This is a genomic window from Rhodanobacter sp. B05 (genome assembly GCF_002001085.1).
Taxonomy (GTDB): domain Bacteria; phylum Pseudomonadota; class Gammaproteobacteria; order Xanthomonadales; family Rhodanobacteraceae; genus Rhodanobacter.
Window position 1 is genome coordinate 426,118 of record NZ_MUNU01000019.1, and the last position, 14,284, is coordinate 440,401.

Sequence of the window (14,284 nt, forward strand, 5' to 3'; positions counted from 1 at the left end):
CCGTGTACAAGTCCCTGCAAACCGCCCTGCTGACTGCCCTGGTGGCCGTCGGTCTCAACACCACGGCACTCGCCGCCGATGCGCACAAGCCCGCGGCGACGCCACCGGCGGCCAACAGCGATGGCTTCCACCTGACCCCGTTCCCGGCCGACGCGCATGTCACGCAGTCCACAGCCGTCGACGGCAGGACGCTCAAGTACACCGTCACCGTGGGCTCGCTGCCGGTGCGCGACGAGAAGGGCAACGTCACCGGCGAGGTGGTGTTCACCGCGTACACCATGCCCGGCAAGGATCGTCCGGTGACATTCGCGTTCAACGGCGGCCCGGGCGCGTCGTCGGTGTACCTGAACCTCGGCGCGATCGGGCCGAAGAAGGTGAACTTCGGGGTCGAGGGCGACAAGCCGTCCGACCCGGCGACGCTGCACGACAATCCCGGCACCTGGCTGGGCTTCACCGACCTGGTCTTCATCGATCCGATCGGCACCGGCTTCAGCCGCGCCCTGGTCGACGACAAGAAGGCGACCACGCTGTTCTACAGCACCGACAACGACATCAAGTACCTCTCGCGCATCGTCTACGACTGGCTGATCAAGAACGGCCGCATGACCTCGCCGAAATACCTGGTCGGCGAAAGCTACGGCGGCTTCCGCGGCCCGCGCATCACCGACTACCTGCAGACGCAACTCGGCGTGGCGATGAAGGGCATGGTGCTGCTGTCGCCGTACCTCGACCCGGCTGCATCGGACGACGAGAACGTGTCGCCGCTGCCGTGGATGCTGACCCTGCCCTCGATCGCCGCCTCGCACCTGGAGCGCGAGCACAAGCTCACGCCGGAAGCGATGGCACCAATCATCGAATACACCCGCGGCGAGTATGCCAGCGACCTCATGCGCGGCCGCTCCGACCCGCAGGCCACCGATCGCGTGGTGAAGAAGGTCACCGAACTGACCGGGCTCGATCCGCTGTTCGTGAAACGCTCCGGCGGCCGGCTGGAAACCCAGGCCTACCTGCGCGAAGTGTTCCGCGCCGAAGGCAAGCTGGGCAGCCGCTACGATTCCAACGTCACCGCATGGGACCCGTTCCCGTATGCGCCGCACCAGCGCACCGGCGATCCGATCCTCAACGGCATCATCGCGCCGACCACCAGCGCGATGGTCAACTTCGTCACCCAGACCGTGGGCTGGAAAGTCGATGCCCGCTACAACGCGCTCAGCTACGAGGTGAACAAGCTGTGGCACGAGGACGACGACGCCAACAAGGGCTCGGTATCGCAGTTGCGCGAATCGGTGGCGAACGACCCCGGCCTGCGTGTGCTGATCGCGCACGGCTGGAACGACCTGTCCTGCCCGTTCATGGGCTCGGTGCTGATCGTCGACCAGATGCCGGCGATGGGTGACCCCACCCGCGTGCAGGTCAAGGAATATCCCGGTGGCCACATGTTCTACGCGCGCGCGGACAGCCAGGCCGCACTGACCAGCGATGTGCGGGCACTGTACGACGCGAAATAAACTTCGCGGCATGCGGGGTGCCGCACCGGCATCTCGCCGGAATCAGGGAGATGAACCGCATCAAATCCGGGGCTTTTCAGGAAGCAGTCCTGGATGGGCAGCCCGGCCAATTTTTCGCGGGACATCGAACCGGAGGTCAACGACTGGCTCGCCGCGCACCCGGCGATCGAGGTCATCGACATCGGGCAGTCGAGCAGCGGCGGCAGCATGGAACCATCCACCGCCGCCGTTTCGATCTGGCACGAAGAAGGCGGCTGACGCACCGTGCGATGAGTCAGTGCGCCAGCGCGGTGGCGCGCTCCAGGTACTGCACGCTGAACATGCGCTGCGGGTCGGTCCATACCCGCAGCACCGCCAGCCCGGCCTTCTCCGCCAGCGCAGCGAATTCCGCCAGCGAATACTTGCAGCTGTACTCGACCTGGATCGCCTCGCCGGGGCGGAAGCCGACCTTGTTGCGCCCGATTTTCACCTGCTGCTCGCAACGGCTGACGAGGTGCGTCTCGATGCGCCCGGCCATCGGGTTGTAGTGCGCGCGATGGGCGAATGCAGCGAGCTCGAAATCGCTGCCGATCTCCCGGTTGAGCCGTGCCAGCATGTTGAGCGTGAATTTCGCCGTGACACCGGCGGCGTCGTTATAGGCGGCTTCGATCAGCGCCGGCTCCTTCTTCAGGTCCACGCCGATCAGGATGCCGCCCGCATCGCCCATTTCGTTGCGCATCTTGCGCAGCAGCTCCACCGAATCGTGCGCCTCGAAATTGCCGATGGTGGAACCGGGGAAATACACTACCGTGCGTCGCGGCGCCCGGGGCGGAATCGGCAGGCGAAACGGCTTGCTGAAATCCGCGCACAGCGGCTGCAACGGCAACCCGGGAAATTCTTCCGCCAATTGCTGCACACTCCGGCGCAACGGCTCGGGCGAGATTTCCACCGGCACATAACTGACCGGCTGGTGCAGATGTCGCAACAGGATGCGCGTTTTCACCCCGCTGCCGCTGCCGTATTCAACCAGGCGCACCTCGCTGCCAAGACTGTCGGCGATGCTGCCGGCATGCTCGTTCATCAAGGCGATCTCGCAACGCGTCAGGTAATACTCCGGCTGCTCGCAGATCTCCTCGAACAGCGCCGAACCGCGCTCGTCGTAGAACAGCCAGGAGGGCAACCGCTTGGGTTTCAGCGCGAGCCCGCGACGGGCCACCGCCAGAATTTCGTCCAATGGCGGTCGACGATCATCGTCGTCGCCGACAGTGCAAGGTTGTACGCTGCTCATCGATCCTGTCCCAGTCGCAGCCCGGCGAATTGCCAGCGGGCATGAGGCGGAAAAAAGTTGCGGTAACTGGCGCGCAAATGGTCGCGCGGGGTGGCGCAGGAACCGCCACGCAACACCTGCTGGCCGCTCATGAACTTGCCGTTGTATTCACCCAGCGCGCCGGGCAACGGGCGGAAACCCGGATAACTCACGTAGGGCGAGGAAGTCCATTCCCACACGTCGCCGTACATCTGCAGCAGACCGTCGCCAGCGCTGGCGGGGCGCGGCTGATAGCGCCCCGCATCCTGCAAGTTGCCTTCAACGGCCCCACCATGCGCTGCCGATTCCCACTCGGCCTCGGTAGGCAACCGCGCGCCGGCCCAGCGGGCAAACGCCTCGGCCTCGTAATAGCTGAGATGGCATGCCGGTTCGTGCGGATCGAGCGTGCGCACGCCGGCGAGGGTGAATTCGCTGGCCAGGTCGTCCTGCCAGTAAATCGGGTGCTGCCAACCCTCGCGCTGCACGGTGGCCCAACCATCGGACAGCCACAGGCCGGGCTCGCGATAGCCGCCTTCACGCACGAAGGCCAGGTATTCCGCATTGGTCACCAGGCGGTTTGCCAAGGCGTGCGGATGCAGCAGCACGCGATGGCGCGGGGTCTCGTTGTCGAACGCGAAACCCTCGCCGCGATGGCCGATTTCCACGATGCCCTCGCGGCCTTCGAAAAAGCGCAACGGCACGACCTCGGGCTCGGCCGACAAGGCAAGCGGCGCACGATAAGCCGGCTGCAACGGGTTGCACCAGAATGCGTGCTTGATGTCGGTCAGCAACAGTTCCTGATGCTGCTGTTCGTGCTGCAGGCCCAGTTCGACCAGGGCGGCCAGCTCCGCATCGTCTTCACGCTCAAGCAGCAGGCTCACCGCCTCATCGATGGCGTGCCGGTAGCCGTGCACCTCTTCCAGCGATGGTCGCGACAACATCCCGCGTCGTGGCCGGGCGTGCATGGGACCGACCGACTGGTAATACGAATTGAACAGGTAATTCCAGGCCGGGTCGCGTGGTCGGTAGGCTGGGTCACGACCAAGCACGAACTGCTCGAAGAACCAGGTCGTGTGCGCCAGATGCCATTTGCCGGGACTGGCGTCGGGCATGGACTGCAGCAACAGATCCTCGGCGCTGAGGTCGGCGCACAGCTCCATCGTCAGTCGACGGATCCGGCGGAACCGTCCGCCCACGTCGGCCAGCAGGGTGGATCGCGCAACCGTCATGCGGGCCTGGCCGCGGGAGTGGAGAAGGCACTCGCGAGGAAGGCGAGTTGAGGGTGTCGGATTCGATGAAACATGCCGGCAAGCATGCCGTGCGAGTCGTTCACATCTTGTGATCGGCCGATGTCATTCGCATGGCAATCGCAACCCCGATAAAAGCGATGCCGGTCACGCGGAACATGACCGCCAACCCGGGTACACAAACGAACGAGCCCGGCCAAGGCCGGGCTCGTCGTGATGCCGTCCGAGGCGTGCGATCAGTTTCCGTCGTAGCCGTCGTCGCGGATGTAACGGGTCTGGTTGGGGTCGTCGTAGATCACGGTCCGGGTTTCCACAACCCGCCGCTGCACGACCGGCGGGCCATCCTGATAGACGACACCCGGCGCGCCATACACCACGGGCGGGCCGTAGACCACCGGCGGCGGGCCGTAATAGACCGGCGCCGGACGCAGCGCATCGGCCACCAGCCCGACCACGGCGCCGGTGACAATGGCGCCGGCAATCCAGCGACCACCGCTCCAGTGACCACCGTGGCCATAGTAGCCACCGTGATACCCGTGATAACCGCCATGGTAGCCATGGCCACCCCAGCCGCGCGCCGAGGCGCTCAACGGCATCGCCACCGCCGCCGCGACCGCCAAGCTGATCGCGGCCAACTTGCCCGCACCACGCCAACCCTGTTTGCTCATGATCGTTCTCCGTTGAACGATGCCGATGATCGGCCGATCAGACTTAATGTGCACTGAAGGGTTCACTTTTTGATCCGCGCACTGTCCCACGGGTTGATGGCGGCGTCTGGCCGGCGCCGGCGCAACAGCCAGCAACCGTGGATGTCGGCCCGCCGGGCGAAGTCGAACGGGATGCTGGGCGTGGTCCAGTCCTCGATCTCGAAGTGCTGTTCCAGCGCCTCGCGATCCAGCTTGAAGCGGCGAAAATTGTTCGAGAACACGATCACGCCGTCGCGGGTCAGCCGTTCGTTGCATGCCTCCAGCAGTTTCACGTGGTCGCGCTGCACGTCGAAGTCCTCGGCGCGCTTGGAGTTCGAGAAGGTCGGCGGGTCGACGAAGATCAAACCGTAGTGGCCGCGATCGCGCTGCAGGAAGTCCAGCGCGTCGAACTGCATCAGCCGGTGGGCGGCGCCGGTGAAACCGTTCAGCGCGAGATTGCGCGAAGCCCATTCCAGATAGGTGGCCGACAGGTCCACGCTGGTGGTTTCCAGCGCGCCACCGGCCGCCGCGTGCACGCTGGCGGTGGCGGTGTAGGCAAACAGGTTGAGGAAGCACTTGCCGTCGGCCAGCTCGCGCACTTTCGCGCGCACCAGCCGGTGATCGAGGAACAGGCCGGTGTCGAGATAGTCGGTGAGGTTGACCAGGAATTTCAGGCCGCCCTCTTCCACTTCGATGAACTCGTTGCGCTGATCGAGTTGGCCGTACTTCGAACCGCCCTTGCCGCGCTCGCGGGTCTTGATCGCGATGCGTTCGCGCGGCACGCCGAGCACTTCGCCGGCGACGCGGGCGATCTCGCGCAGGCGCAGACGGGCCACTTCGGCAGGCACGTCGGCCGGCGCGCGGTATTCCTGGATATGCAGGTGGTCGTCGCCATGCGTATCGCCGTAGACGTCGATCGCGGCGGCGTATTCGGGCAGATCCTGGTCGTAGGCGCGCCAGCAGTGGATGCCCTCGCGGGTCAGCCGCTTGCGCAGGTGCTTGACGTTCTTTTCCAGCCGGTTCTTCAGCATCTGCGCGCCGGCCGACAACGGCTTCAGCTCGCGCGGTTTCTCGTCGCGCTGTTTCAGGTCGAAGGTCAGCAGCAAGGTTTCCAGCGCGCCGTTGTACAGCGCGTAGCGCTTGTCCGCGTGCAGTTGCATCGCGCGGCCAAGATCCACATCGCCGGCCAGCACCGCGGCACGCCAACCGCTGAAGCGCGCGCGCAAGGTGTCACCCACGGCGCGATACAGCTTCGGCATCTCGGCGCGGTCGCCGAGGCGTTCGCCGTACGGCGGATTGGTGATCACCAGGCCGTAGTCGACGCCCGGCGGCGGCGCGGCATGGGTCACGTCCTGCCTGTCCAGGGTGAAGAAGCCGGCCACGCCGGCGGCCTGCGCATTGCGTTTGGCCGTCTGCACCATGCGCGGATCGGCGTCGCTGCCGAAGAACACGCTGCGCAGAGCACGCAGGCCGGTTTCGGCGCGCTGGTTCGCCTCGTCCAGCAGGCCGCGCCACAGCGCGATGTCGTGCTGCTGCCAACCGAGGAAACCGAAATATTCGCGGCGCAGGCCGGGCGCCACGTCGGCTGCCATCAAGGCGCCTTCGATCAGCAGCGTGCCCGAGCCGCACATCGGATCGAGCAGCGCGCCGCCGCCGGCGTAGACCTCGGGCCAGCGCGCGCGCAGCAGCATCGCGGCGGCGAGGTTTTCCTTCAGCGGTGCCTCGCCCTGCTCTTCGCGCCAGCCGCGCCGGTGCAGCGGCGAACCGGCCAGGTCCAGCGACAGCGTGGCGCGGTCGCGACGCACGCGGACGTTGATGCGGATGTCCGGCTCGTCGGTGTCGATGCCGGGACGCGAACCGTCGCGCTGGCGAAACTGGTCGACCACCGCGTCTTTCGTGCGGAGGCCGATGAACTGGCTGTGCGTGAGCTTGCTCAGCGCGGTGCCCGCATCCACCGCGAACGTGGCGTGCGCGGCCAGGTGCCGGCTCCAGTCGATATCCTGTACACCGCGATACAGCGCATCGTCATCAGCCGCGTCGAACTCGGCCAGCGGCAGCAGGATGCGGCTGGCCAGACGCGACCACAAACAGGCCTTGTACGCGGTTTCCAGCGTGCCGGAAAAATGCGCACCGGCCAGCGCCTCACGCACGTCGCTGGCGCCGAGCGCGACCAGTTCGTCGCGCAGCAGGTATTCCATGCCTTTCGGGCAGGTGGCGAAGTAGTGATTCATGCGGTGGTCGCCAGCTGATCGAGCATGTACCGGAACTGCGCCGTGATCATGCCCATGCTGGAACCCAGCCGGTGATCGTCATCCACCAGCAGCAGCGGCAACCGGCGCTTCGCGGCGAACACGCGCACGCCGGCCAGCGGGCACACCTCGTCGCGCCAACCGTGGATCAGGATGGTCGGCACATCGGGGCGCAGATCGAACGCCCGCGCATAGCCGGGAATCGCACTGGGCGTGGCCAGCAGCAACAGGCCGGCCACCGGCACGTCCAGCGAGACCAGCCCGGAAACGAACGCCCCCATGCTGGAGCCGACCAGTAGCGGCGGTGCATCCAGCGCCTCGATGGTGGCGCGCAGTCGGGCGATCCGCGGCGCCACCGAACCGGCGTGACCGCGCGCGTCGTCGCTGCCGTAGTCCGGCCGCTGCGTACGCCAGCCCAGCGATTCGGCCAGGGCAGCCAGCGCGCTGACCTTGGTGGCATCCGGACTGGAGTCCGAGCCATGCGAAAGGATGATCTGGCCGCGCATGGCGCGTCTCCGTGAAACTGCTGGAAGCAAGGTGCGCATGGTAACAGGCGACGTTTCCGCGCGAGCTTGAGAGCCTGTTCAATATCTCCAAGTACCCCGCGTTGCCATCGAGTGGCCGCCAGGTGGTAGTGCGTGGCGCAGCGCCTGACTGGCCGTCAGGTCAAGCCGCGCGGGGCACTTGGAGATATTGAACAGGCTCTAACCATGCGAAACTGCCGCGCATGAGCCCGAGCATCCACGAGCAGCCGCTGCCTTATGTCGACATCCTGCCCGAGCGTCCGGCCGAGGCGGTCGAGCTGGTGGTGATCCACTGCACCGAGCTGCCCGACCTGGCCATGGCACGCGAGTACGGCGAGAAAGTGCTGCACGCCAGTGGCGCCGGCAACAGCGGCCATTACTACGTCGACCGCGATGGCGCGGTGTACCGCTATGTACCCGGCACCCGCGTGGCGAACCACGTGCGCGGACACAACCCGAACTCGATCGGCATCGAGCTGGTCAACCTGGGCCGCTATCCGCACTGGTGGGATTCGCGCCACCAGCAAATGGACGAGCCATACACCGATGCGCAGATCGCCGCGCTGAGCGTCCTGCTGGCGCAGTTGCGCGTGGCATTCCCGAACCTGCGCCAGATCGCCGGCCACGAGGACCTGGACACCGCACTGATGCCGGCCAGCGACGACCCCGCGCTGCAGATCCGCCGCAAGCTCGACCCCGGCCCGCTGTTCCCCTGGCCTGCCATCGTCGAGGCCTGCGGCCTGCAGCGCCTGCGCTAGACTGCATCGCCTCATTCGAGTCGTCGCCATGCCGGAGTTCGACGCCCAGCCGTTGCTGCAATCGACCACCGTCGCGGCGCACGACGTGCGTTGCCGCGGCGCCTGCCGCCATCGCAGTGCCGAGGAATGTGCGGCCGCCACCCAGCTGGTGTTTCCCTACCGCGGGCTGTTCCTGCGCCACGTCGGCAGCACGCAATCGGTGGCCGATGCGAACCACGTGCTGTTCTTCAACGCCGGCGAGGGCTACCAGGTCAGTCACCCGGCTAGCGGTGGCGACGCCTGTCTGTCGTTGTCGATCTCGCAGCCGCTGCTGCGCGAATTGGCGCCGACCGCGCTGCTGCAGCGGCGCGAGCAACCGCTGTTTCGCCACCAGGCACTGCGCATCGACGAGCGCGCCCAGGTGCTGGTGGCGCTGCTGCGCCACAGCCTGCACGGCAGCACGATCGAGCCACTGGAAGCGGAGAGCCTGGCGCTGACCCTGGCCTGCCGCAGCCTCGGCCCGCGCACCACCCACGCGCCCGGCGCGAGCCGTGCGCGGCAGCGGCTGGTGGACCGGGCCAAGCTCCTGCTCGCCAGCGACCTCACCCGGCGCTGGGCACTGGCAGACATCGCGGCGGAAGTCGGCGGCTCACCGGTCTACCTCACCCAGGCCTTCCAGCAGGTCGAGGGCATGCCGCTGTACCGCTACCACCTGCGCCTGCGCCTGGCCTGCGCGCTGGACCGGATCGCCGACTGCGAGGACGTCGCGGCGCTGGCGTTGGATCTGGGCTTCTCCAGCCACAGCCATTTCAGCGCTGCATTCCGCCAGGCTTACGGCCGCACACCCACGGCATTCCGTCAGGCCGCGCTGGTCCGGTCGCCGTGAATCGCTAAAGATCCTGACAGTCACCGGCAGCGTCCGGTGGTCTCCTGTGCCTGCCCGATCCCGGGCCCTACCGGAAACACACCATGAACGAGAACACCTGCGCCGCCTGCGACTATCCGCTCGACGGCAACGCCATCAAGGTCACCATCGGCGGGCGCACCGTCGAGGTCTGTTGCGAGGAGTGCGCACAGAAGCTGCGCGATGCAGAAGCGAAGTCGTGATCTGCGAAGCATCATCACTCGCCGCAGAAGAAGTGACGCCGGGCATGCACCGGCGTCACTTCCTCATGCATCGAAGCGTCCCCGGCGCGATTGCCGCGGCAACGCGCAGACAGTGGATCGCACAAGGAGACAAAGCATGACGACACACTCTTCCCGTCGCATCGCGGTATACGGCGCCTACGGCCATACCGGCCGCTTCGTGCTGGCCGAACTGCGCCGCCGCGGCTTCGTGCCGGTCGCCTGCGGCCGCGATGCGACCCGGCTGCATGAACTGGCCGCGGCCACAGGTATCGAGGTGCGCACGGCCGCCACCGATGATCCCGCCGCACTGGATGCCGCCTTCGCCGGCACCGCCGCCGTCCTGCACTGCGCCGGCCCGTTTCTCGACACCGCCGCACCGGTGCTGGATGCGGCGCTGCGCGCACGCATCCACTACCTCGACGTGGCGGCCGAGCAGCGCGCGGTGGTCGACACCTTCGCACGCGACGCCGAAGCGAAAGCCGCCGGCGTGACCGTGCTGCCGGCGATGGCGTTCTACGGCGGCCTCGCCGACCTGATGGTCAGCGCCGCACTCGACGGCGCCAGCGATGCGGACACGGTGGACATCGCCGTGGCGCTCGACGGCTGGCACCCCACCCGCGGCACCCGCCTCACCGGCGAGCGCAACCACTACCCGCGCACCTACATCGAGCACGGCCGCACCTGCATCGTGCCCGACCCCGCGCCTGTGCGCGAGACCGATTTCCCGGCACCGTTCGGACCGCTGGAGACCGTGCTGTTGCCGTTGTCCGAAGCGGTCGTGGTGCCGCACCACATCGCCTGCCGCGAGCTGCATTCATGGATGAACCTGGCCCCGTTGCGCGACTTGCGCGATCCGGCCACGCCAGCGCCGGTCGCCGCCGACGAAAGCGGCCGCTCCGCGCAACGCTTCATCGTCGACGTAAGCGTGCGCCGCGGCCATCGTGCCTGCCGCGCCATTGCCGGCGGACGCGACATCTACGCCGTCACCGCGCCATTGCTGGTCGAGGCATTGCAACGCATCCTCGACGGCCGCGCCCGCGGTGACGGAGCGCTCGCCGCGGGCCAGGCGTTCGATGCCCGCGACTTCCTGGGCGCCCTCGCGAGCGAGGTGATCACGCTCACGTTCGAAGCCGCCGTTCCCGTCGACGTCGCATCGACCACCGCCCGCTGAGTGCGGATTCGGGCAATCGCCACCGCTATACTGGTGAACCCCTGCAAGGACACACCATGAGCGAAGACCACGTCGCCGAACTTGTCGAGCTGCTGCAACTGGAACGGCTGGAGGACAACCTGTTCCGCGGCCAGAGTCGCGACATCGGCACCCGCTTCGTGTTCGGCGGCCAGGTGCTGGGGCAGGCGCTGGCGGCGGCGCAGCAGACCGTGGACTCTGACCGCGAGGCGCACTCGTTGCACGCGTACTTCCTGCGCGCGGGGGATATCGAGGCGCCGATCGTCTACAGCGTGGAGCGCACCCGCGACGGCGGCTCGTTTTCCTCGCGCCGGGTGGTGGCGATCCAGCACGGGCAGCCGATACTGAACGGGTCGATCTCGTTCCAGCAGCCGGAGCACGGTGTCGAACACCAGACCTCGATCCCGGAAGTGCCCGCGCCGGACGACCTGGAACCGATGCGCCACCTGCCGCCGGACGAGCTGGCGCGGCTGCCGGTGAAACTGCAGCGCTGGCTGGGCATCGACGGACCGTTCGAGTTCCGCCAGGTATGGCCGCGCGACGAAATGCACCCGGTCAAGCGGCCGCCGATCCAGCACATCTGGTTCCGGCTTACCGCCCCGATCGGCGATTCGGCGATTCTCCATCGCGCGCTGCTTGCCTATGCGTCGGATTTCCACCTGATCGGCACGGCCACCCTGCCGCATGGCATTTCCTACATGACGCGCAACGTGCAGATGGCCAGCCTCGACCATGCGCTGTGGTTCCATCGCCCGTTCCGGGTGGACGAGTGGCTGCTGTATTCGTTCGACAGCCCCACCGCCCAGGGCGGGCGCGGGCTGGCGCGCGGGCAGATCTTCAGCCGCGACGGCCGGCTGGTCGCCTCCACCGCGCAGGAAGGACTGATCCGCGTACGCAACGGGTCCGCCGCGGAGTCACCAGCGCCTGCCCCATGAACATCGGCTCGATTGAAGCCTGTTCAAGACCGTTCGCGTAAACTGCACGCATGCGCCAGATCTACACCTCGCCCCGCCAGGAAAACATCGATACCGTGGTCGCCCTGATGGCCGAACACGGGATCGAGGCCAGCGTGGCCAATCGTTCCAATTACAACCGCCGGAGCTGGCAGCGTTTCAGCTATTCGCAGCAACGGGAAGACCGCAGCGGCTGGGCGCAGGTCTGGATCACCCACGCCGACGACTACAGCCAGGCGCGCAAGCTGCTGCTCGAACTGGGCATCGAACCGGTGATCCGCCACGGCGAGGAGCTCGCCGCCGCACGCGACCCCTCGCCGCTCGACCGCCGCACCCGGGTGGCCACCCGCATACGCAGAATTCTGCTGCTGATGGTACTGGTGGTGTTCACGGTGCAGATGCTGCGCTACCTGCACGTATTCTGAGACTGCGCTGGAACGGTGGTGGCACGGCAGCATAGAATCGGTCCATGCGCCGCTCCGAGCCCGTACGCCTGTTCCAGACCCTGCCGCACGCCTGCGGCTACTACCCCGAGCGCACCGCGCAGAACCTGGTGCTCGATCCGGCCGCCCCGCAACTGGACCAGTTGTACGGCCCGGCGCTGGAGCGCGGCTTTCGTCGCGCCGGCGGCCACCTGTATTTCCCGCATTGTCCGCAATGCCATGCGTGCACGCCGTGCCGCATCGACGTGGAGAACTTCCAGCCAGACCGCGCCCAGAAACGCTGCCTGAAACGCAACGCCGACCTCAAGATCAGCGAACACGTACCCGGCTACAACCGTGAACGCCATGCGCTCTACGAGCGTTACCTGCAGAACAGGCATCCCGGCGGCGGCATGGACGATGCCGACGCCAGCGACTTCCGCCGCTTCCTCACCGCAGCATGGAGCCCCACCCTGTTCCTGGAGCTGCGGCTGGATCAGCAACTGCTCGCGGTGGCGGTGACGGACATGTGCCAGAACGGCATTTCCGCGGTCTACACGTTCTACGACCCCGCGCAGACCGCGCGCAGCCTGGGCACGTTCGCGATCCTGCAGCAGATCGAACTGGCCCGCCGTCGCCGCGTACCCTGGCTGTATCTCGGCTTCTGGATCGATGGCCATCCGAAGATGGACTACAAGCGGCGCTTCCGGCCGCTGCAGATCCGCACGGCGGACGGCTGGAAGGCGATGCCCTAAGGCGATGGTTGCCTTCCAACCTGTGCTCGTGCCCGCTTACGCCCTGGGTCCGGCCGGAGACTGCGCCGCGGCCGGATACGGAAACAGCTTCTCCAGCGGCATCGAGATGCCGTCGTCGCCGACCACGCGGCAATGGCTGCGGTCGAGCAGGCGCGGATCGTCGACGCCGCAGCTGTGCGCGATGATGCCGACCTCGTGCATCACGTTGGTCGCGTAGTGGTACACCTTCTCGCTCTTGTCGGTGACGACCAGGCCACGTTGCAGCTTCGGATTCTGTGTGGTGATGCCGGTCGGGCAGGTGTTGCGGTTGCACTGCAGCGACTGGATGCAGCCCAGCGACAGCATGAAACCACGCGCCGAGTTGACGAAGTCCGCACCGACCGAAAGCACCCGCGCCACGTCATACGCGGTGATGCACTTGCCCGAGCAGATCACCTTGATGCGCTGGCGCACTCCGCGCCGGATCAGCGTATTGATCAACTCCGGCAACGCCTCGTGCAACGGCAGGCCGACGCCCTCCATCAGGGTTTGCGGCGCGGCACCGGTACCGCCTTCGGAGCCGTCGACGATGATGAAATCGGGCGCGCTCTCGATGCCGCGCCGATCGACCTCGTCGCACAGCTGCTCGATCCAGTCCATGCCGCCGAACACCGCCTTGAAGCCGGTCGGCTTGCCGGTGAGATCGCGGATATGCGCGATCGCATCCATCAACTGCGTCACGTTGGCGATGTCCAGGTGACGGTTCGGGCTCTGCGAATCCTCGCCGACCGGGATGCCGCGGATCGCGGCGATTTCCTCGGTGACCTTGGCGCCCGGCAGCAGGCCGCCCATGCCCGGCTTGGCGCCCTGGCCAAGCTTGATGCTGACCATCTTCACCTGCTTGTGCGCGCAGATCGCCAGCAGCTTGCCGTCGTCCAGCTTGCCATCGGGGGTACGCACGCCGTACTTGGCGGTGCCGATCTCGAACACGATGTCGCAGCCGCCCTCCAGGTGGTAGGGCGCCAGCCCGCCCTCGCCGGTATCCATCCAGATGCCGGCCTTGGCCGCGCCGATCGACAGCGCGCGCACGGCCGGTGCCGACAGCGCGCCGAAACTCATCGCCGAGATATTGAAGAACGCGGCGTGATCGTAGGGCTCGCGCGCATACGGACCGATCCGCACCGGCTTCGGTTCTACATGATGGTCGCCCAGGGCGGGAAACGGCGCGTTGACGAAGAACGGCACGCCTTCCTTGCGCAGGTCGCGGGTGGAGCCGAACGCATTGGTGTTCTCCGCGTTCTTCGCGGCGCGGTAGACCCAGACGCGCTGCGCGCGGTTGAACGGCAGTTCCTCGCGGTCGCTGGAATACAGGTACTGGCGGAAGAATTCACCCAGGTGCAGGAACCAGTAGCGGAAGTGGCCGATCACCGGGAAATTGCGCAGCACCGCGTTGGCCGTCTGGTTGCGGTCGACCACCCAGGTCACCAGCACCACCAGTACCGCCACCGCCAGCAGCAGCAGCGCCAGCAACGCGCAGGTTTCCACGAGTACCACCAGCCAGTGCGAAAAACCCGTCGATTCCATGCTGCCATCCCCCACTCGTCGAATTCGATGACGCAAGC

General features: G+C 66.8%; 15 protein-coding genes. 9 read left to right on the top strand and 6 right to left on the bottom strand.

What is annotated here, in order from left to right; translation table 11 throughout:
* The first annotated feature begins 2 nt into the window (after positions 1-2).
* Together B0E47_RS15580 and B0E47_RS17075 are read left to right on the top strand one after the other, a co-directional pair.
* Positions 3-1,508 carry a peptidase S10 gene (locus B0E47_RS15580; protein WP_077515171.1) on the top strand — a complete coding sequence of 502 codons (1,506 nt, stop codon included), beginning with the start codon at positions 3-5 and terminating at the stop codon, positions 1,506-1,508.
* Between the two features lie 93 nt (positions 1,509-1,601).
* Positions 1,602-1,766, top strand: coding sequence for a hypothetical protein (locus B0E47_RS17075; RefSeq protein ID WP_168171086.1), 165 nt, complete (start codon positions 1,602-1,604; stop codon positions 1,764-1,766).
* Positions 1,767-1,782: 16 nt separating this feature from the next.
* Here B0E47_RS17075 and egtD read toward each other — a convergent pair whose 3' ends face one another.
* From egtD to B0E47_RS15605, 5 genes are all read right to left on the bottom strand, one after another.
* Positions 1,783-2,775 (bottom strand): L-histidine N(alpha)-methyltransferase, encoded by a 993-nt coding sequence (gene egtD / locus B0E47_RS15585; RefSeq protein WP_077515172.1) that lies wholly within the window; start codon positions 2,773-2,775, stop codon positions 1,783-1,785.
* Positions 2,772-4,022, bottom strand: coding sequence for an ergothioneine biosynthesis protein EgtB (gene egtB, locus B0E47_RS15590; protein ID WP_077515173.1), 1,251 nt, complete (start codon positions 4,020-4,022; stop codon positions 2,772-2,774). Before egtB ends, egtD begins: the two co-directional genes overlap by 4 nt.
* Before the next feature lie 254 nt (positions 4,023-4,276).
* Positions 4,277-4,708, bottom strand: coding sequence for a hypothetical protein (locus B0E47_RS15595; protein ID WP_077515174.1), 432 nt, complete (start codon positions 4,706-4,708; stop codon positions 4,277-4,279).
* A gap of 62 nt (positions 4,709-4,770) precedes the next feature.
* A complete protein-coding gene (gene rlmKL / locus B0E47_RS15600) occupies positions 4,771-6,957 on the bottom strand; it encodes a bifunctional 23S rRNA (guanine(2069)-N(7))-methyltransferase RlmK/23S rRNA (guanine(2445)-N(2))-methyltransferase RlmL (RefSeq protein ID WP_077515175.1) in 2,187 nt (728 codons plus the stop codon).
* On the bottom strand, positions 6,954-7,481 hold the full coding sequence (locus tag B0E47_RS15605; protein ID WP_077515176.1) for an alpha/beta fold hydrolase: 528 nt from the start codon (positions 7,479-7,481) through the stop codon (positions 6,954-6,956). The genes rlmKL and B0E47_RS15605 overlap by 4 nt, the downstream gene beginning before the upstream one ends.
* A 221-nt stretch (positions 7,482-7,702) precedes the next feature.
* On the opposite strand from B0E47_RS15605, the gene B0E47_RS15610 reads away from it, so the two are divergent.
* The 7 genes from B0E47_RS15610 to B0E47_RS15635 all read left to right on the top strand — a co-directional run bounded on the left by B0E47_RS15610 (position 7,703) and on the right by B0E47_RS15635 (position 12,683).
* Positions 7,703-8,257, top strand: a complete 555-nt coding sequence (locus B0E47_RS15610) for an N-acetylmuramoyl-L-alanine amidase (protein WP_077515177.1) — start codon at positions 7,703-7,705, stop codon at positions 8,255-8,257.
* 28 nt (positions 8,258-8,285) lie between these two features.
* Entirely contained in the window at positions 8,286-9,122 is an 837-nt protein-coding gene (locus B0E47_RS15615; protein ID WP_077515178.1) for an AraC family transcriptional regulator, read from the top strand.
* Positions 9,123-9,205: 83 nt separating this feature from the next.
* A complete protein-coding gene (locus tag B0E47_RS17080) occupies positions 9,206-9,343 on the top strand; it encodes a hypothetical protein (protein WP_168171087.1) in 138 nt (45 codons plus the stop codon).
* A gap of 136 nt (positions 9,344-9,479) precedes the next feature.
* Complete coding sequence (locus tag B0E47_RS15620; RefSeq protein ID WP_077515179.1) at positions 9,480-10,535, top strand: saccharopine dehydrogenase NADP-binding domain-containing protein; 1,056 nt, start codon at positions 9,480-9,482, stop codon at positions 10,533-10,535.
* A gap of 56 nt (positions 10,536-10,591) precedes the next feature.
* Positions 10,592-11,488, top strand: a complete 897-nt coding sequence (tesB, locus tag B0E47_RS15625; RefSeq protein ID WP_077515180.1) for an acyl-CoA thioesterase II — start codon at positions 10,592-10,594, stop codon at positions 11,486-11,488.
* A gap of 50 nt (positions 11,489-11,538) precedes the next feature.
* On the top strand, positions 11,539-11,931 hold the full coding sequence (locus B0E47_RS15630; RefSeq protein ID WP_077515181.1) for a hypothetical protein: 393 nt from the start codon (positions 11,539-11,541) through the stop codon (positions 11,929-11,931).
* A gap of 44 nt (positions 11,932-11,975) precedes the next feature.
* Positions 11,976-12,683, top strand: coding sequence for an arginyltransferase (locus B0E47_RS15635; RefSeq protein ID WP_077515182.1), 708 nt, complete (start codon positions 11,976-11,978; stop codon positions 12,681-12,683).
* A gap of 36 nt (positions 12,684-12,719) precedes the next feature.
* On the opposite strand, the gene B0E47_RS15640 is transcribed toward B0E47_RS15635, so the two are convergent.
* Positions 12,720-14,246 (bottom strand): FMN-binding glutamate synthase family protein, encoded by a 1,527-nt coding sequence (locus B0E47_RS15640; protein WP_077515183.1) that lies wholly within the window; start codon positions 14,244-14,246, stop codon positions 12,720-12,722.
* Between the last annotated feature and the right edge of the window lie 38 nt (positions 14,247-14,284).